General features: G+C 70.8%; 19 protein-coding genes. 17 read left to right on the forward strand and 2 right to left on the reverse strand.

From position 1 onward, the window contains the following. Positions 1 to 370, reverse strand: a 370-nt coding sequence (locus tag AOK11_RS29395; protein ID WP_157869472.1) for a LacI family DNA-binding transcriptional regulator, incomplete at its 3' end; no start/stop codon positions are given. A gap of 130 nt (positions 371 to 500) precedes the next feature. On the opposite strand from AOK11_RS29395, the gene AOK11_RS29400 reads away from it, so the two are divergent. The 17 genes from AOK11_RS29400 to AOK11_RS29480 all read left to right on the forward strand — a co-directional run bounded on the left by AOK11_RS29400 (position 501) and on the right by AOK11_RS29480 (position 17,948). After that, complete coding sequence (locus AOK11_RS29400; RefSeq protein WP_055596753.1) at positions 501 to 1,760, forward strand: MFS transporter; 1,260 nt, start codon at positions 501 to 503, stop codon at positions 1,758 to 1,760. A 9-nt stretch (positions 1,761 to 1,769) separates the two neighbouring features. Beyond that, positions 1,770 to 3,131, forward strand: a complete 1,362-nt coding sequence (pafA, locus tag AOK11_RS29405) for a Pup--protein ligase (RefSeq protein ID WP_055596754.1) — start codon at positions 1,770 to 1,772, stop codon at positions 3,129 to 3,131. Positions 3,132 to 3,266: 135 nt separating this feature from the next. Further along, the gene (locus AOK11_RS29410) at positions 3,267 to 4,268 is read left to right on the forward strand and encodes an FKBP-type peptidyl-prolyl cis-trans isomerase (RefSeq protein WP_055596755.1); all 1,002 of its coding nucleotides are present in this window, start codon (positions 3,267 to 3,269) and stop codon (positions 4,266 to 4,268) included. 60 nt (positions 4,269 to 4,328) lie between these two features. Continuing rightward, a complete protein-coding gene (locus AOK11_RS29415) occupies positions 4,329 to 4,700 on the forward strand; it encodes an FKBP-type peptidyl-prolyl cis-trans isomerase (protein ID WP_055596756.1) in 372 nt (123 codons plus the stop codon). 171 nt (positions 4,701 to 4,871) lie between these two features. Continuing rightward, the gene (locus AOK11_RS29420) at positions 4,872 to 5,825 is read left to right on the forward strand and encodes a helix-turn-helix transcriptional regulator (RefSeq protein ID WP_055596757.1); all 954 of its coding nucleotides are present in this window, start codon (positions 4,872 to 4,874) and stop codon (positions 5,823 to 5,825) included. A 17-nt stretch (positions 5,826 to 5,842) separates the two neighbouring features. After that, positions 5,843 to 6,838, forward strand: a complete 996-nt coding sequence (locus AOK11_RS29425; RefSeq protein WP_079035155.1) for a helix-turn-helix transcriptional regulator — start codon at positions 5,843 to 5,845, stop codon at positions 6,836 to 6,838. A gap of 61 nt (positions 6,839 to 6,899) precedes the next feature. Further along, positions 6,900 to 7,193 (forward strand): hypothetical protein, encoded by a 294-nt coding sequence (locus tag AOK11_RS29430; RefSeq protein WP_079035156.1) that lies wholly within the window; start codon positions 6,900 to 6,902, stop codon positions 7,191 to 7,193. A gap of 77 nt (positions 7,194 to 7,270) precedes the next feature. Then, on the forward strand, positions 7,271 to 7,465 hold the full coding sequence (locus tag AOK11_RS29435; RefSeq protein ID WP_055596760.1) for a hypothetical protein: 195 nt from the start codon (positions 7,271 to 7,273) through the stop codon (positions 7,463 to 7,465). 238 nt (positions 7,466 to 7,703) lie between these two features. Then, positions 7,704 to 7,991 (forward strand): Sec-independent protein translocase subunit TatA, encoded by a 288-nt coding sequence (gene tatA, locus AOK11_RS29440; RefSeq protein ID WP_055596761.1) that lies wholly within the window; start codon positions 7,704 to 7,706, stop codon positions 7,989 to 7,991. Positions 7,992 to 8,039: 48 nt separating this feature from the next. Continuing rightward, complete coding sequence (tatC, locus tag AOK11_RS29445; RefSeq protein WP_079035157.1) at positions 8,040 to 8,993, forward strand: twin-arginine translocase subunit TatC; 954 nt, start codon at positions 8,040 to 8,042, stop codon at positions 8,991 to 8,993. 30 nt (positions 8,994 to 9,023) lie between these two features. Further along, positions 9,024 to 9,914 (forward strand): diacylglycerol kinase, encoded by an 891-nt coding sequence (locus tag AOK11_RS29450; RefSeq protein ID WP_055596763.1) that lies wholly within the window; start codon positions 9,024 to 9,026, stop codon positions 9,912 to 9,914. 60 nt (positions 9,915 to 9,974) lie between these two features. Beyond that, positions 9,975 to 12,830: a DEAD/DEAH box helicase gene (locus AOK11_RS29455; RefSeq protein ID WP_055596764.1), complete on the forward strand. Its 2,856-nt coding sequence runs from the start codon at positions 9,975 to 9,977 to the stop codon at positions 12,828 to 12,830. A 426-nt stretch (positions 12,831 to 13,256) separates the two neighbouring features. After that, positions 13,257 to 14,891 carry a sensor histidine kinase gene (locus tag AOK11_RS29460; protein ID WP_167353845.1) on the forward strand — a complete coding sequence of 545 codons (1,635 nt, stop codon included), beginning with the start codon at positions 13,257 to 13,259 and terminating at the stop codon, positions 14,889 to 14,891. Further along, complete coding sequence (locus AOK11_RS29465; RefSeq protein WP_042168469.1) at positions 14,888 to 15,295, forward strand: roadblock/LC7 domain-containing protein; 408 nt, start codon at positions 14,888 to 14,890, stop codon at positions 15,293 to 15,295. The genes AOK11_RS29460 and AOK11_RS29465 overlap by 4 nt, the downstream gene beginning before the upstream one ends. Continuing rightward, positions 15,292 to 15,699, forward strand: coding sequence for a DUF742 domain-containing protein (locus tag AOK11_RS29470; RefSeq protein ID WP_055596766.1), 408 nt, complete (start codon positions 15,292 to 15,294; stop codon positions 15,697 to 15,699). The genes AOK11_RS29465 and AOK11_RS29470 overlap by 4 nt, the downstream gene beginning before the upstream one ends. Then, the gene (locus tag AOK11_RS29475; protein ID WP_055573138.1) at positions 15,680 to 16,300 is read left to right on the forward strand and encodes a GTP-binding protein; all 621 of its coding nucleotides are present in this window, start codon (positions 15,680 to 15,682) and stop codon (positions 16,298 to 16,300) included. The genes AOK11_RS29470 and AOK11_RS29475 overlap by 20 nt, the downstream gene beginning before the upstream one ends. 55 nt (positions 16,301 to 16,355) lie before the next feature. Next, positions 16,356 to 17,948 (forward strand): cytochrome P450, encoded by a 1,593-nt coding sequence (locus AOK11_RS29480; protein WP_055596767.1) that lies wholly within the window; start codon positions 16,356 to 16,358, stop codon positions 17,946 to 17,948. On the opposite strand, the gene AOK11_RS29485 is transcribed toward AOK11_RS29480, so the two are convergent. Further along, positions 17,942 to 18,683 (reverse strand): pseudouridine synthase (locus AOK11_RS29485; protein ID WP_079035158.1); only part of this gene is annotated, 742 nt, incomplete at its 5' end. The two genes, AOK11_RS29480 and AOK11_RS29485, sit on opposite strands and share 7 nt — an antisense overlap.

Genomic DNA, 18,683 nt, shown 5'->3' on the forward strand with positions numbered 1-18,683 from the left:
CGAGGGCGGCAGGTCCGGAGGCGAAGGGGTTGAGGGCGGGGCCGATGCCCTCGGGGGAGGGGTAGAGGACGACGCCGAAGCCGTGCTGGGCGGCGACGCGCGCGGCCCCGGTGTAGACGCCGGCGAAGAACTCGGTGGTGAGGGCGGGGACGACCAGGAGCACCGTGCGGGTGCGGCCGAGGCGCAGGTTGCGGGCGGCCAGGTTGGGGCGGTAGCCGAGGGTGTGCGCCGCCTCGCGTACGCGCTGTGCCGTGGTTGCGGAGACACGGCCGCGCCATTTGTCGCCCATGACGAGGGAGACGGCGGCCTGGGAGACGCCGGCGGCCTGCGCGACGTCCCGGCTGGTGGGGCGGGTCTGGGCTCGGGCCACCGTGGGACCGCTCCTTCGACTGGACTCCGTCTGGACTGGCGAACAGCGGACATGGTACGTATGGAGACCGAGGTTATACGTAAAACGTCGAGGTTCCGAGGGGCACCGGCGAGAAAGTGGAGGGCGCCGCATGGCCACGGGATACCTGGAGATCCTCCGGGTGCGGCACGCGGCCCGGCTGCTGGTGGGCACGCTGGTGGGCCGGCTGCCCAACGGGACCGCGGCCATCGCGATCGTGCTGTTCGTCCGCGCGGAGGGCGGTTCGTACAGTCTGGCCGGTGCCCTGGCGGCGGTGTACGGCGTGGCCAACGCGGTCGGGCAGCCGGTGCTGGGGCGGCTCGTGGACCTGCGGGGCCAGCCGCGGGTCCAGTTGCCGGCCGCGGTGCTGTCGGCGCTGGCGATGGCGGTCTTCGCGTTCGTGGGGACCGAACCACGGGCCGCGGCGTACGCGGCGGTGGCCGCCGCGGGGCTGTTCACGCCGCCGCTGGAGGGCGGGCTGCGGGCCCTGTGGTCCTCGGTGCTGCACCGCGAGGACCAGGTGCACCGGGCGTACGCGATGGACGCGGTGGCGCAGGAGGTGATGTTCACCGTCGGGCCGCTGCTCGTGACGGTGTGCGTGTCGGTGTGGTCGCCCCAGGTCGCCCTGCTGGTGCTGAACGGGCTGGGCGTGCTGGGCGCGCTGTCCGTGGTGGTCTCGGCGCCTTCGCGCGCGTGGCGGTCGGCGCCGCGCGAGGCGCACTGGCTGGGTGCGCTGCGTTCTCCGGGACTGCTGGCGCTGCTGGGCGCCTTCCTGTTCATCGGCATCGCGCTGGGCTCCATCACGGTGGCCTCGATGCCCTACGGGGACGAACACGGCGGCGATCATGTGTACGGCTGGCTGATGGCGGGCCTGGGGCTCGGCGCGCTCGTCGGCGGCATGGCGTACGGGGCGCGGCAGTGGGCGGGTGAGCCCGCGCGGCGACTGCGGGTGCTGGTGGCTTTCCTGGCGGTGTGTTACCTGCCGCTGACGCTGATGCCCGGTCCGGTGGCGATGACCCTGCTCGCGGTGGTCGCCGGTGTGTTCCTGGCCCCGGTGATCGCGTGTGCCTTCGTGCTGGTGGACCGGCACGCGCCGGCCGGGACGGTCACGGAGGCGTTCTCGTGGCTGGTGACGACGTTCACCGTGGGCGCTTCGGTGGGAACGGGCCTGGCCGGGCCGGTGGTCGAGGCGGGCGGGGCGCAGGGGGGTTTCGCGATACCGGCGATCGCGGGTGGCGCGGCTTTTCTGGTTTTGATGTGCACCGGAAGGGTATTGGTGGTTCCCGCAGGCGGAGCCGTGGTTGCGGCCGGTTCGGAAAATGATCCGAACCGTGCCCTCGAACCCCGTTTGGGTTCAGGGGATCGGGCGTAATGTTCAGTCATGGACCGCCGCATTTTCGGGCTGGAGAACGAGTACGGCGTCACGTGCACGTTCAGGGGACAGCGCCGTCTGTCTCCTGACGAGGTGGCGCGGTACCTCTTCCGCCGTGTCGTGTCATGGGGCCGCAGCAGTAACGTCTTTCTGCGCAACGGCGCCCGCCTTTATCTCGACGTGGGTTCGCATCCGGAATACGCCACACCCGAATGCGACAACGTGACCGAGCTGGTCACCCACGACAAGGCTGGGGAGCGCATTCTCGAAGGACTCCTGGTGGACGCCGAACGACGCCTGCACGAGGAGGGAATCGCGGGCGACGTCTACCTGTTCAAGAACAACACCGACTCGGCGGGTAACTCGTACGGGTGCCATGAGAACTACCTGGTGGCCCGGCACGGAGAGTTCTCGCGGCTCGCGGACATCCTCATCCCGTTCCTGGTGACCCGCCAGCTGCTGTGCGGCGCCGGGAAGGTGCTGCAGACGCCGCGTGGCGCGGTGTACTGCGTCAGTCAGCGGGCCGAGCACATCTGGGAGGGCGTCTCCTCGGCGACGACCCGGTCCCGGCCGATCATCAACACGCGTGACGAGCCGCACGCGGACGCCGAGCGGTACCGCCGGCTCCACGTCATCGTCGGCGACTCGAACATGTCCGAGACGACCATGCTGCTGAAGGTCGGCGCCACCGATCTGGTGCTGCGCATGATCGAGGCGGGCACGGTGATGCGTGATCTCACGCTGGAGAACCCGATCCGGGCGATCCGCGAGGTGAGCCACGACATCACGGGCCGCCGCAAGGTCCGCCTGGCGAGCGGCCGTGAGGCCTCCGCCCTGGAGGTGCAGCGCGAGTACTACGAGAAGGCGGTGGACTTCTGCGAGCGCCGCGGCATCCGCACCGGCACGGTCGAGCAGGTGCTCGAGCTGTGGGGCCGCACGCTGGACGCGATCGAGGCCGAGGACCTCGACCGCATCGGCACCGAGATCGACTGGGTGATGAAGTACAAGCTCATCGAGCGGTACCGGGCCAAGCACAACATGACCATGTCGCATCCGCGGGTCGCGCAGATAGACCTCGCCTACCACGACATCCACCGCCGTCGTGGTCTGTACTACCTGCTGGAGAAGAGGGGGCAGGCCGCCCGGATCTGCAACGACATGAAGATCTTCGAGGGCAAGTCCGTTCCGCCGCAGACCACCCGGGCGCGGCTGCGCGGTGACTTCATCCGCCGGGCGCAGGAGCAGCGGCGGGACTTCACCGTCGACTGGGTGCACCTCAAGCTCAACGACCAGGCGCAGCGGACGGTGTTGTGCAAGGACCCGTTCCGGTCGGTGGACGAGCGGGTGGAGAAGCTGATCGCCGGCATGTGAGATGTGGTGTTCCGGGGTTCTCCCGAACCGCGGAACGCCACACGGGCGCCGTACGTTACTCAGTGCGGCGCCCTTCTCACGCCGTAGAGTTGCGCGGACGCCACCGACAAGATCGATGATTACGAGGCCCCCACCGTGCGCCGACGCTCACTCCTCATTGCCGTACCCGCTGGACTGGCCACTCTCGCCGCGTGCGGCGACGGCGGGTCCGATTCGAGCGAGACCAGCGAGAGCGCCTCGCCGTCCGCGCCGGAGGCGTCGGCCGCGCCTCCACCGAAGATCGTCGACGGCCCGCTGCCGGCGATCACCGCGGGAGTGAAGTTCGGCGAGAAGCCCACCGTGGCCAAGGGCAGCGGTGACCCGTCCAAGGATCTCGCGGTGAAGACCGTCATCGCGGGCGGCGGCAGGGCCATCGCCGAGAACGACTTCGTGGTGGCCCACTACCTGGGCCAGGTGTGGAGCACCGCGAAGGTGTTCGACAACTCCTACGATCGCAAGGCTCCGCTGGCGATCCAGCTGGCCCAGGGCAGCATCATCGACGGCTGGCGGTACGGGCTGACGGGGAAGAAGGCCGGCAGCCGGGTCGAGATGGCGATCCCGCCCACCTGGGGCTACGGCTCGCAGGGCAACGAGCAGGCGGGCATCAAGGGCACCGACACACTGGTGTTCGTGGTGGACGTGCAGGACACGTTCAACGCGAAGAGCTCCGCCGACGGCCGCGAGGTCGCTCAGGACAACGTCGATCTGCCCAAGGTCGGCACGAACACGAACGGCAAGGCGCCCTCCATCGAGGTGCCCGACGTGGCCCCCCCGAAGAAGCTCGTGTCGACCTACATCCTCGAGGGCGACGGCGAGGCGGTCGGCGCCGACAACAGTGTGCTCGTGCAGTACAAGGGCGTGCTGTGGGACGGCGGCAAGGAGTTCGACTCGACGTACGGGCGGGGGCAGCTGACCTCGTTCTCGCTACAGCAGGTCGTCAAGGGCTGGGCGCAGGGGCTCACCGGCAAGAAGGTCGGCAGCCGGGTCCTCATCGTCATCCCGCCGGAGCTGGGGTACGGCGACACGCCGCCGGAGGGCAGCGACATCAAGAAGGACTCCACACTGGTCTTCTCGGTCGACATCCTCGCGAAGTTGTGACCGCGCGTGATGTAAGACTGTGTCCGTTCGCCTTTCCGTAAACAAGCAGGAGCGTTAGACGTGAGCATCGACAAGCCCGAGATCGACTTCCCGGGCGGCGAGCCCCCGGCGGACCTCGAGATCAAGGACATCTGGGAGGGCGACGGAGAGGTGGCGCAGGCGGGTCAGACCGTCACCGTCCACTACGTCGGTGTCGCCTTCAGCACGGGTGAGGAGTTCGACGCCAGCTGGAACCGCGGCACTCCCTTCCGCTTCCCGCTGGGCGGCGGCCGGGTCATCCAGGGCTGGGACCAGGGCGTGCAGGGCATGAAGGTCGGTGGCCGTCGCCAGCTGACCATCCCCGCGCACCTGGCCTACGGCAACCAGAGCCCGACTCCGGCGATCAAGCCCGGAGAGACGCTGATCTTCGTGGTCGACCTGCTCGGGGTCTGATCACTCGCCCGATCACCGGCCGGTCGTCCGTGCGACGTCGGGTCTGGGGTGTGACCGGAGTCGATCACCTGGGGTCCATGCCTGTCCGGGCATGGGCCCTCGGCTTTTGCCGCGCCCCCACGGGGCGGTACGGTCATCGGACTGAGCAGCATGAGGAGGCGAAGGGCGTCGATGGCCATTGCCAAGGCCGAGCGGCTGATGAACCTGGCGCTGTGCCTGCTGGGCACGCGGCGGCCACTGAGCAAGCGTGAGCTGCGCGAGTCCATCGAGGCCTACCTCGAGGCGGCCTCGGACGACGCCTTCAACCGCATGTTCGAGCGCGACAAGGACGATCTGCGCGAACTCGGTCTCGTCATCGAGACCGTGGAGAACCTCGAGGGCGAGGTCGGCTATCTGGCCCGGCGGGACAGCAACCGCCTGCCGGCCATCACCCTCGACGCCGAGGAGGCGGCCGCACTGGGCCTGGCGGCCAAGGTGTGGCAGCAGGCCAGACTGGCCGGCGCGGCCAGCGGTGCCCTGCAGAAACTGCGCGCGGCGGGACTGCCCGAGGACGTCGATCCCTACGGGGCCCACAGCGCGCTCGAGCCGCGCATCCCCGTGCACGAGGCCGCCTTCGAACCGCTGATGCTGGCCTGCCGCGACCGCCGCCCCGTCGTCTTCGACTACCGCAAGGCCACCGCCGCGCAGCCCGAACCGCGCCACGTCGAGCCGTGGGCGCTGGAGTGCTGGCGCGGCCACTGGTACCTGGCCGGCTGGGACCGCGACCGGGGCGCCGAGCGGGTCTTCCGGCTGTCCCGGATCACCGGCAAGGTGCGCTCGCGCGGCACCCGGTACACCGCTCCGGTCCCGGACGTCGTCACGGTCCGCGAGACGGTCGCGAGCTGGGCGGGGGAGAGCGCCGACCGCTCCGCGCGCATCCGGCTGCGCACCGACGCGGGGTACCCCCTTCGGGCGAAGGCCACCTCGGTGCGGGAACTCGGCGGCGGCTGGGAAGAGTTGGAGATTCCGTACGGGCACGGTCTGGACGCCTGGCTGGTGGAGTTCGGAGCGGACGTGGTGGTCCTGGAGCCCGCCGAGCTGCGGGCCGACGTGGTGGACCGGCTGCGTGCCGTGGCCAAGGGCTGAGGGGGACGGACAAGAACGTGGCAGGCAAACCGGTCAGGCCAGTGAACGCCATCGACCAGACCCGCAGGATGCTCTCCCTGGTCACGTACCTGAGGGAGCGTCCGGGCGCCCGCATCGAGGACGTGGCGCGCGCCTTCGGCATCACCGAGGACGAACTGGTCTCGGACCTCGACGTGCTGCCCATGTGCGGCACCAGTTTCCGCGGCGGCGACCTGCTGGACATCGACACCGACGGGGAGCGCATCTGGTGGCACAACCCGGCCGCGCTCGGGGCGGAGGCCGCCGAGCCGCTCCGCCTCGCCGCGGACGAGGCCACCGCCCTGCTCGTCGCCGCGCGCGCCGTGGCCACCCTGCCCGGACTGCGCGAGAGCGACCGGCAGGCGCTGCTGCGGGCCACCGCCAAGGTGGAGACCGCGGCCGGTGAGGCGGCGGGCGCCAGTGCCCGGCTGTCGGTGACCTTCGAGTCCGAGGGCGGTGTCTTCGCGGACGTCGACCGGGCCATCGCCGAGCGCCGCAGACTGTGGATCCGCTACTACTCGCCCGCCCGCGACGAGCTCAGCGAGCGCGAGATCGATCCCATCCGCCTGGTCAGCGTCGGGCACACCTATGTGGAGGCCTGGTGCCGCCGCTCCGAGGCGCGCCGCACGTTCCGGCTCGACCGGGTCGCCGAGATCAAGATCCTCGACGAGCCGTCCGCGCCGCCCGAGGTCGAGCTGCGGGACCTCTCGGAGGGGCTGGTGCAGCCGGCGGCGGAGGATCCGCAGGTCGTGGTCGAGGTCGGGCCGGGAGGCCGCTGGGTCGCCGAGTACTACCCGCACGACAGCGCGGATGAGCTGCCCGACGGCGGGCTGCGTATCACCTTGCGGACACCCGACCCGGCGTCGCTCAAGCGGCTGGCGCTGCGGCTCGGGCGGGACGGCCGGATCGTCGCGCCGGACGACCTCGTGGACAGTGCCCGGCGGGCGGCCCGCGAGGCGCTGGCGGCGTACGACGGCACCGGGACGGCCGGATGAGCGGGCCGCACACGGTGTGCGCGGTCCGGGGCGGGCAGGACGACGGGCAGGAGCGAGGACCGTGAGCGAGTCGGCGACCCCTGGAGTACGGAGCATGACGGTGGCGTCCGCGTTCTCCGGGATGAAAAGCGTGGCGCCGGTCGTGTTCCGGGCGGGCTGCCCGGACTGCAGGGGGCGCTTCGAACTGGGCGCGAGCGCGCTGCGTCTGGTCATAGGCGCCAGCAGGCGCACCACCTTCTACTCGTTCACCTGCCCCGCGTGTGAGACCGCGGTCCGCAAGCCGGCGGGGGAGCGGGTCGTCGAACTCCTCACCGGCGGCGGGGTCAGCACCCTGCGGCTGCACTCGACGGCGTAGCGGCCCCGTGACGGCCGGTGGCCCCTTTCCCGGGCGCCGGGCGTTCCCTGCGGTCGGGGACCGTCTAGGCTCGCCCCATGTTCTGGGCGATGTTCGCGGTTGCTGTGGGGTTCCTGGGGCTTGTGGTGCTCGGGGTGTTCGCCGTACGGGTCTTCGTCGAGGCGGAGCGGCTCGGCAGACAGGTCGCGGACTCGGCGCGGCGCATCAGCCGGGCCGCGGAGGACCTGGAGCGGGCGGCGGCCGGCGCGGCCCGCTCCGCGGAGGCGCTCTGACCGGATTCCGGACGGTTCCCGGGCCGCACGCCCTGTCGAGTCGGCGACCCGGGCGGGTACGCTGCTGACCGCGGTTCGGAGAACGAGGCCCGGACCGCGGACGGGAGTACGCACGGGGATTGCCCTACGTTCACCCCTGAGCGTTACGATCGCTGACAACGTGGTCGTCGGACGCGCGTCCGAACAATCGGACAGGGCAGCACCCCCACCCCAGCAGCCTCGGTGAGAAGGTAAAGAAATGTTCGGAAGGCTCGGAGCTCCCGAGATCATTCTCATCCTCGTCGTCATCATTCTGCTGTTCGGCGCGAAGAAGCTTCCGGACATGGCTCGGTCGCTCGGCAAGTCCGCCCGCATCCTCAAGAGCGAGGCCAAGGCGATGAAGGAGGACAAGGACAAGTCCTCCGCCCCCGCCGACCCGCCGGCCCCCGGCGACGAGTCCCCGGCGCAGCGCACCATCCAGGCCGCCCCCGGCGACGTGACCAGCTCCCGCCCGGTCACGGAGCCGACGGACACGACCAAGCGCTGACGCAGGGCCGGACGCCGTCCGGCCCGCCGCACGAGATGGGAACGTGGGTTGCCCAAGTCTGCCCGCAAGCAGCCGGAGAGGGATCCCGAGGGGCGGATGCCCCTCGCGGAGCACCTTCGTGAGCTCCGCAACCGGCTCGCGAAGGCGCTGCTCGGCATCGTCCTGGTGACGATCGTCGCGGCCTTCTTCTACAACGACATCATCAACTTCTTCACCGACCCGGTGCTCAAGTCGGTCGGCTGCGGCTACTCCTTCGAGGAACTCGCCGCCTCCACCCGCGACGAGGACCCCTGCGCGCAGATCACCATCAACGGCCTGATCACGCCGTTCACCCTGGCGCTGAAGGTCTCCCTGATGGCCGGTGTCGTCCTGGCCTCGCCGGTCTGGCTGTACCAGCTGTGGTCGTTCATCGCCCCCGGTCTGCACCGGCACGAGAAGAAGTACGCCTACGCGTTCGTCGCCACGGGCTTCCCGCTCTTCCTCGGCGGCGCCTACTTCGCCTACCGGGTGCTGCCGACGACGGCGAAGGTGCTCATCGAGTTCACCCCGGTCGGCGTCGACAACCTGCTGCCGCTGGACGACCTGCTCGACCTCGTCACGCGCATGGTGATCGTCTTCGGGCTCTCCTTCGAGCTGCCCCTGCTGCTGATCATGCTCAACTTCACCGGAGCGCTGACCGGCAAGCGCATGCTCGGCTGGTGGCGCGGCATGATCATGGGCATCACGCTGTTCGCTGCCCTGGCCACGCCGAGCACCGACCCGCTGACCATGATGGCCCTCGCCGGACCGATCTGGGTCCTGTACTTCGGCGCCGTCGGCATCTCCCTGTTCAACGACCGCCGCAGGCGCCGTGCGGAGGCCCTGGGCCCCGCGGACGACGAGGCCTCCGATCTCGACCTCACCCCCGAGGACATCGGCGAGACCGAACCCGTGTCGGCCAGGCGCGCCCTGCCCGAGCAGGCGAGCACGGACCGGGTCAACGGTTATGACGACGTGACCTGAACACCGGGCCGGAGCTCGTAGGGTCACGGGGTGACCAGCGAGATCACCCTCTTCGTCAATCCCGCCGCGGGACGCGGCCGGGGCGCCCGGGCGGCGCTGCCGGCCGCTTCCGCGTTGCGCGCGGCCGGTTTCTCGGTGCGGACCGTGCTCGGCGAGGACGCCGCGGACGCGCTCGTCCGCGCGCGCGACGCCGTGGAGAAGGGCACCGGCGCCCTGGTGGCCGTCGGCGGCGACGGCATGGCGAACCTGGCCCTGCAGGCCGTCGTCGGCACCGGCACCCCGCTCGGCCTGATCGCCGTCGGCAGCGGCAACGACTTCGCCCGCTCGCTCGGCATGCCGCTGAAGGAACCGGCCGCCGCCGGCCGGATGATCGCCGACGCCCTCAAGTGCGGGCGGGTGCGTGACATCGACCTCGGGCGGGTGGGCGACCGCTGGTTCGGCACCGTCCTCGCCTCCGGCTTCGACTCCCGGGTCAACGACCGCGGCAACCGGATGCGGCTGCCCGCCGGGCGCTTCAAGTACGACCTCGCCATGGTCGCCGAACTCACGGCCCTGCGCCCGATCCCGTACCGGATCACCCTCGACGACGGCGACGTCCGCGAGGTCGAGGCGACGCTGGTCGCCGTCGGCAACGGGGCGTCGTACGGCGGCGGCATGCGGATCTGCCCGGGGGCCGACCTCACCGACGGGCTGTTCGACGTCACGGTGGTCGGCGACTGCGGCCGGGCCACCCTGCTGCGGGTCTTCCCCACCGTGTACCGCGGGACGCACGTCGACCGGCCCGAGGTGAGCGTGTTCCGGGCCTCGCGGGTGGAGCTGGCCGCGGAGGAGGTCACCGGGTACGCGGACGGGGAACCGCTCGGACCACTGCCGCTGACCGCGAGCTGTGTGCGCGGTGCGGTACGGGTCGTGGGCCCCTGAGCCGGGCGGAACCATCCCTGAGCTGGGCGGACCGAGGGCCGGCGGGGACGGATCCGGATAATGATCGTCCTGTTGTCGGTGCGGCCCGGTACGCTCGAAAGCACGATGACAGAGGATCTCTCACCGGCCGAGCGGTACGCGGCAGCACGCAGGCGCGCTGCCGAGCAGGCCACCGCACTCGCCTCCTTCCGCGAGATGTACGACTTCGGCCTCGACCCCTTCCAGATCGAGGCCTGCCAGGCGCTCGAAGCGGGCAAGGGTGTGCTGGTGGCCGCGCCCACCGGCTCGGGCAAGACGATCGTCGGCGAGTTCGCCGTCCACCTCGCCCTCCAGCAGGGCAAGAAGTGCTTCTACACGACGCCCATCAAGGCGCTGTCGAACCAGAAGTACACCGACCTGTGCCGCCGTTACGGCGCCGACAAGGTCGGTCTGCTCACCGGTGACAACAGCGTCAACTCCGGTGCCCCCGTGGTCGTGATGACCACCGAGGTGCTGCGGAACATGCTGTACGCGGGCTCACAGACGCTCCTGGGCCTCGGCTACGTGGTCATGGACGAGGTGCACTACCTCTCCGACCGCTTCCGGGGCGCCGTCTGGGAGGAAGTGATCATCCACCTCCCCGAGTCGGTGACCCTGGTCTCCCTCTCGGCGACGGTGTCGAACGCGGAGGAGTTCGGCGACTGGCTGGACACCGTCCGCGGCCACACCGAGGTCATCGTCTCCGAGCACCGGCCCGTGCCGCTGTTCCAGCACGTACTCGCCGGGCGCCGGATCTACGACCTGTTCGAGGAGGGCGAGGGCCGGAAGAAGGCCGTCAACCCCGACCTCACGCGGATGGCCCGGATGGAGGCGACCCGCCCCTCGTGGGGCGACCGGCGCCGCGGCCGGAACATGCGCGAGGCGGACCGGGAACGGGAGCGCAGACAGCGCACGCGGGTCTGGACACCGGGCCGGCCCGAGGTGATCGAGCGGCTCGACGCCCAGGGTCTGCTGCCCGCCATCACCTTCATCTTCAGCCGCGCCGCCTGCGAGGCCGCCGTCCAGCAGTGCCTGTACGCGGGGCTGCGGCTCAACGACGACCAAGCGCGGGAGCAGGTCCGCTCCCTCGTCGAGGAGCGCACCGCCTCCATCCCCACCGAGGACCTGCACGTCCTCGGCTACTACGAGTGGCTGGAGGGCCTGGAGCGCGGCATCGCGGCCCACCACGCGGGCATGCTGCCGACGTTCAAGGAGGTCGTCGAGGAGCTGTTCGTCCGCGGCCTGGTCAAGGCGGTCTTCGCGACCGAGACCCTCGCCCTGGGCATCAACATGCCCGCCCGCTCGGTGGTGCTGGAGAAGCTCGTCAAGTGGAACGGCGAGCAGCACGCCGACATCACCCCCGGCGAGTACACCCAGCTGACCGGCCGGGCCGGCCGGCGCGGCATCGACGTCGAGGGCCACGCGGTCGTGCTGTGGCAGCGCGGCATGAACCCCGAGCACCTCGCGGGGCTGGCCGGCACCCGTACCTATCCGCTGCGCTCCAGTTTCAGGCCGTCGTACAACATGGCGGTCAACCTGGTCGAGCAGTTCGGCCGGCACCGCTCGCGCGAGCTGCTGGAGACGTCGTTCGCCCAGTTCCAGGCGGACCGGTCGGTGGTCGGCATCTCGCGGCAGGTGCAGCGCAACGAGGAGGGCCTCGAGGGCTACCAGGCCTCCATGACCTGCCACCTCGGCGACTTCGAGGAGTACGCGCGGCTGCGCCGCGACCTGAAGGACCGGGAGACGGAGCTGGCCCGCCAGGGTGCGGCGCAGCGGCGCGCCGAGGCGGCCGTGGCCCTGGAGAAGCTCAAGCCCGGCGACATCATCCACGTACCCGCCGGCAAGTACGCCGGACTGGCCCTGGTCCTCGAGCCGGGACTGCCCGCGGGCCGTGCGGGCGGACAGCGCGGCGTCGAGTACCACGACGGGCCGCGTCCCCTGGTGCTGACCGCGGAGCGGCAGGTCAAGCGGCTGGCGTCGATCGACTTCCCGATGCCCGTCGAGGCACTGGAACGGATGCGGATCCCGAAGTCGTTCAACGCGCGCTCGCCGCAGTCCCGCCGCGACCTGGCTTCCGCACTGCGCACCAAGGCCGGGCACATCGAGCCGGAGCGGCACCGCAAGCGGCGCTCCCAGGCGGCCGACGACCGGGAGATCGACCGGCTGCGCAAGGCGATCCGGGCCCACCCGTGCCACGGTTGCGACGACCGCGAGGACCACGCCCGCTGGGCCGAGCGCTACCACCGGCTGCAGCGGGACACCAAGCAGCTGGAGCGGCGCATCGAGGGCCGGACGAACACCATCGCCCGCACCTTCGACCGCATCGTCGCCCTGCTGACCGAGCTGGACTACCTGCGCGGCGACGAGGTCACCGCGCACGGCAAGCGGCTCGCCCGGCTGTACGGCGAACTCGACCTGCTGGCCAGTGAATGCCTGCGCGAGGGCGTCTGGGAGCAGCTGAGTCCGGCCGAACTCGCCGCCTGTGTCTCGGCACTGGTGTACGAGGCCCGGGTCAGCGACGACGCGGTGGTGCCCAAGGTGCCCTCCGGCGGGGCGAAGGCCGCGCTCGGCGAGATGGTCCGCATCTGGGGGCGGCTGGACGCCCTGGAGGAGGACTTCCGGATCACCCAGACCGAGGGCGTGGGCCAGCGCGAACCCGACCTCGGCTTCGCCTGGGCGGCCTACATGTGGGCGTCCGGCAAGGGCCTCGACGAAGTGCTGCGCGAGGTGGAGATGCCGGCGGGGGACTTCGTGCGCTGGTGCAAGCAGGTCATCGACGTGCTCGGCCAGATCTCGGCCGCGGCACCGGCGATGGAGGGTTCCACCGTCGCGAAGAACGCCCGCAAGGCGGTGGACGGACTGCTGCGCGGAGTGGTGGCCTACTCCTCCGTGGGCTGACCACCCGGTTCCCCGCACCGCCCCGCCGACGGGTCCGGCCCGGCCGGTTCGCAGTGAAGCCCGGCGCGCTCCGTGCGCGCCGGGCTTCGGCGTCCCCGGGACCGGACGGTTCCGCGGCCGTCGGGGGCGTTCTTCACCCTGCACAGTGAGTGGGTTTCGCGCACCCGCACGTCATTACACTGCGTGTTCGAATGATGCCTGGACGTGTAAATGAACCCGAGCGTACTCCTGCCCCAGAGGTCATTTCCGGCACTTGCCGAATATGACACGGCGTTGATCCTGTCGGACTAAGCTCGCCCGCAGCGCACCGAGTTGGGATGAATTCGTGTGTCTGTTCCCTATTACGCGGATGATTCCCATGATTTCCCGGTCCATCCCCACCCGTATGTCCCCCGACCATCAGCCGATTCGTTTTCAGAGGCCTACATGGTGAGTGTCCAATCCCCGCCCGGTCGCCGCGAACTTCCCTACGCGCGCGTGCTGTTGATGCCGGCCATAATGATGGCCGCGGCAACCGGAGCCGCCGTTGCCCTGGTGACGGAGCCCGCCCGGATCGCCGTCGGCGCCTGTGGTGTCGTCGCCACCCTGCTGGTGATCGCCGCCGCGGCCGAGGCGGTGCGCCGCGGCCGTGTTCTACGGGACGAGCGAGCCGAACACGACCGTCACCGCGCGTACCTGGAAGCGCGGATCGCCGCCCATGACACGGAGACGCTGCACTTCGCGGACGCCGTGGTCCCCGAGGCCCTGGACTTCCTGCACCGCGGGAACACTCCCCGGGAAGTGCTCCTCCACCTCAAAAAGGTCAACCCGGCCTGGCGTGATCTGCCCGAGTACCAGATCAAGCTGCTCAAGACGATGCTGAAGATCATCGACGACGAGGAAGCACTGCGCGACTCCTCCCAGCGCTCCTTCGTCAGCATCGCCCGGCGCGTCCAGGCGATCGTCCACCAGCAGGCCAAGGAACTGCGGGAGATGGAGGAGGACCACGGCCGCAACCCCGAGGTCTTCGACGACCTGCTGCGCATCGACCACGGCACCGCGCTGATCGGCCGCCTCGCCGACTCCATCTCCGTACTCGGCGGTGGCCGTCCCGGACGCCAGTGGCCCGAGCCCGTCGCCCTCTACAGCGTGCTGCGCGGCGCGATGTCCCGCATCCTCGAGTACCGGCGCATCGACCTGAAGTCCATCGCCAAGGTCAACATCAAGGGCATCTCCGTCGAGCCGGTCATCCACGCCGTCGCCGAACTCCTCGACAACGCCACGCGCTACTCGCCGCCCCACACCAAGGTCCACGTCACCGCCATCGAGGTGCAGACCGGCGTCGCCATCGAGATCGAGGACGCCGGAGTCAGCCTCGACGAGAAGGCGCGGGCCCGGATCGAGGACAAGCTGGAGAAGGCCAAGGCGGGCGTCGACCTCCAGGACCTCGGCACGAGCCCCCGGCTGGGCCTGGCCGTCATCGGCCGGCTCTGCTCCGGGTACAAGATGCAGGTCTCGCTGCGGGCCTCCGCCTACGGCGGCGTCCGCGCCGTCCTCATCGTGCCGAGCGACATGATGACCACCGAGCCCGGCGTCGGTCTCGCCCACGGCATCGGCGCGACCGCGGTGCCGATGCAGGTCGACGCGCTCCCGGGCCCCAAGCGCGTCCCCAAGAAGCGCCGTCCCACCAGCCCGAGCATCCCCGCCACCGTCTCCATGGAGGACGACGTCCCCGAGGTCACCGAATGGACCTCCAACGGGCTGCCGCAGCGCCGCAGCCGGGTGAAGACGTCGCTGACCCAGCGGTACGCCGAGCAGGCCGCCGCCGAACGGGCCGAGCGGGAGGCCGCCGAGCGGGGCGAGACCATCCGGTCCCCCTGGCCGGCCCCCCAGCCCGAACCGGCCGAGCCGAAGGACGACCGTGAACCCGGGCTGTGGGTCGACGCGTTCTGGGACGGCCTGAGGAAGGACCTCGAACCCGGCGTCCATCCCACCGACTTCACCCGGAATCCGACCGCGTACCTGCACCTGATCAACGAACCGGCCCGCACCGAGGCCGATGACGAGGGGGACCTCAAGTGATCCAGCAACGGGCCAACTTCGACTGGATGCTCAAGGAGCTCGCCGACGGCGTACCCGGCGTCGAGATGATCGTGGTGCTCTCGGCCGACGGCCTGCGTATCGCCCGCTTCGGCGGCGAGCCGGACGCCGCCGACCGGGTCGCCGCGGCCTGTGCCGGCGTGCAGAGCCTCGCCGGTGCCGTCGCCGGGGAACTCCCGCGCAGCGACGGCGAGATGAAGATGGTGATCATCGAGATCAACGGCGGCTACTTCTACCTGATGGCCGCCGGCGCCAACGCCTATCTCGCGGTGCTCTCCGACATGACCTGTGAGCCCGGGCGGATGGGGGCCATGATGCGCGACCTCGTCGTCCGTATCGGCGCCCATCTCACCAGCCCGCCCCGCCGGAACGGGACGACCGTATGACTCCTCCGCAACGCCAGAGGCGCTCCCCGCAGGAGGACCCTCCTCCGCAACCCGCCCAGGACAAGAAGGAGGCCGAACGGCCCAACCCGGAGCGGCTGTACGTCGTCGCCGGTGCGGACGGGAACCGCGCGGACCTCGACCTCGTGACCCTGATCGTGGCGAGCGTCGAGGACCCCCCGCACTCCGCCACGCCCGAGCAGGCGGCACTGCTCCGGCTCTGTGCCGCCCCCCTGTCCGTGGCCGAACTCTCGGCCTACCTCAGCCTGCCGTTCGGCGTGGTGACCGTGCTGCTCACCGACATGCTGGCGGCGGAACTGGTGCAGGCGCGCGCCCCGATCGTCCGCAAGGCGCTGCCCGACCGTTCCCTTCTCGAAGCGGTGATGCATGGACTTCAAAGGCTCTGAGACCATCCCGGGCCCACGGACCGAGGATCAGCTGCCGCACACGGCCGAGGCCGCGGCGAAGATCGTGATCGTGGGCGGCTTCGGGGTCGGCAAGACGACCATGGTCGGGTCGGTCAGCGAGATCAAGCCGCTGACCACCGAGGAGACCATGACCCAGGCCGGCGTCGGAGTCGACGACAACTTCGGGTCCGCGTCCAAGACCGCCACCACGGTGGCCATGGACTTCGGCCGCATCAAGATCACCGAGCAGCTGGTGCTCTACCTCTTCGGCACCCCGGGCCAAGAGCGCTTCTGGTTCCTGTGGAACGGCCTGTTCGAGGGGGCACTCGGCGCGGTGGTGCTGGTCGACACGCGCCGCCTGGAAGTCAGCTTCGACGTCATGGGACGCCTGGAGGAACGCGGCGTCCCCTTCGTCGTCGCCGTCAACACCTTCCCGGACGCGCCCCGTTACCCGGTCGCGGATCTGCGGACGGCACTCGACCTGTCCGAGGACGTCCCGATCATGGACTGCGATGTGCGACGCCGGGCCTCCAGCCGGGACGTACTGATCACGCTGATGCGGTTCCTGCACTCGCTCGCCATGACGGGCTCGCGCACCTGACACCCCGACCCCTGCTCTCCCCCCTGCTCTCCCCCTGTTTTCCGGAGCGACCACTGTGACGCCTGAATCCCACTCCCCGACCGGAACGGACGACTCCCGGGTCGCCCCGCCCCCCGGCTGCCCCGCACACGGCCAGGGCCCCGGGGGACTGCACCGGCTGCACGAATCGGCGGACCTGAAGAACCTGTACGAGGAACTCCGCGCCGCACACGGCCCCGTGGCGCCCGCGCTGCTCCACGACGACGTGCCGGTGTGGGTGGTCCTCGGCCACGCCGAGAACCTGCACATGGTACGCACCCCCGCGCAGTACACCAAGGACAGCCGTATCTGGTCCCCGCTCCGGGACGGCCTGGTCAAACCCGACCACCCGCTGATGCCGCACATCGCCTGGCAGCCGATGTGCGCCCACGCCGAGGGCGACGAACACAAGCGGCTGCGCGGCGTGATCGACTTCGCCGTGTCGACCATCGACTTCCGCAGTCTGCGCCGGCACATCAACCGCTGCACCCAGCGTCTCGTCAACCGGTTCTGCGAAGTGGGCGAGGCCGAGGTCGTCAGCCAGTACGCCGAGCACCTGCCGATGGCCGTGATGTGCCACATCCTCGGCATGCCCGACGAGTACAACGACCGGATGGTCGAGTCGGCCCGCGACATGATCAGGGGCACCGAGACCGCCATCGCCAGCAACGCGTACGTCATGGACGTGCTGGGCCGGCTCACCGCGCGCCGCAGGCTGGAACAGCAGGAGGACTTCGCCAGCCATCTCATCACCCACCCGGCCGGACTGACCGACGACGAGGTCAGGGAGCACCTGCGGGTGGTGCTCATCGCCGCCTACGAGTCGACCGCCAACCTCCTCGCCAACGTGCTGCGCACGGTGCTGGTCGACCCGCGCTTCCGGGCCCAGCTCAACGGCGGACAGATGACCGTGCCGGAGGCGGTGGAGCAACTGCTCTGGGACGAGCCGCCGTTCAGCACCATCTTCGCCTACTTCGCCAAGCAGGAGACGGAGCTCGGCGGCCAGCGCATCCGCCGGGGCGACGGACTGCTGTTCGCCCCGGCCCCGGCCAATGTCGACCCGCGGGTGCGCCCGGATCCGACCGCCCACATGCAGGGCAACCGTTCCCACCTCGCCTTCAGCGGTGGCCCGCACGAGTGCCCCGGGCAGGACATCGGGCGTGCCATCGCCGAGATCGGCGTCGACGCGCTGCTGATGCGGCTGCCCGACCTCGAGCTCGACGTCGACGATGAGGACCTGCGCCACGCCGAGTCGATCGCCTCGCGCCATCTCATCGAGCTGCCCGTCCGGTTCACCCCGAGGGAGCCGCAGGACATCACCGAGCGGCCGAACCACGACCACCGGCCGGCGGCCCCGCGCCGCGACTGGCTCATCGGCAGTACCGAACCGGTGGAGCCGGCTGCGCCGCCCGCCGCCCGCCCCGATCCGTTCGAGCACCCTGGCGTCCCCGCCCCGCGGCCCGCGGCCACGGCAGGGACACCGGGCGCGCAGTCGGCCGAGCGACCGGTCGCCGAGCAACCGGTCGCCGAGCCGCCGGCCACCGAGTCGCCGGCCGCAGTCGGCCCCGAGGAACCGGTCCGCGCGCCGGGCGCCTGGCAGCGCTTCCTGAACTGGTGGCGCGGCTACTGACCGGAGGTCAGGGGCGCCGGGGGCCGGTGAGCAGCGGCCCGGTCCGTGGTGGTCCGGTCCACGGCGGCGCGGCCGTCCGAGGCGCAGTGCCCGGCGGTGCGGTCCTCTGCGGCCCACTCCCCGTACGAGGTCCATGCCGCGAGCGTTCGGCCACTGCGCAGCCGGTGCCGCGCCCCCGTCACGGGGTCGGTGAACTCCAGTGCCCGCGCCAGCAGTTGCAGCGGGCGCCGGAAGTCACCGGCCGGGACGGGGCCGGTCACCTCCGGATACAGGGGGTCGCCGAGGATCGGTACGCCCAGGTCGCTCATGTGCACCCGCAGCTGATGGGTCTGCCCGGTGCCGGGGACCAGCCGGTATCGGGCGAGGCCGTCGGCCCGGTGGTCCAGGAGCTCGACCCGGCTGAGCGCGTTCGGCTCGCCCTCGACCTCGCGGGCGGTCAGCACCCCGCGTTCCTTGACGATCCGGTTGCGCACGGTCCGGGGCAGGACGAGCGCCGGATCGTGAGGGGCGACGGCCTCGTACTCCTTGTGGATCAGCCGGTCGCGGAACAGTGTCTGGTACGCGCCGCGCTCCTCGGGCCGCACGGTGAACAGCACCAGCCCGGCGGTGAGCCGGTCGAGGCGGTGCGCGGCGCCCAGCAGCGGGATGCCCAGCTCGCGGCGCAGCCGGGCCAGCGCGGTCTGGGTGACATGGCTGCCGCGCGGTGTGGTGGCCAGGAAGTGGGGTTTGTCGGCG

Origin of the sequence: Streptomyces hirsutus (genome assembly GCF_001418415.1) — a bacterium.
In the GTDB taxonomy this organism is placed as follows: Bacteria; Actinomycetota; Actinomycetes; order Streptomycetales; family Streptomycetaceae; genus Streptomyces; species Streptomyces hirsutus.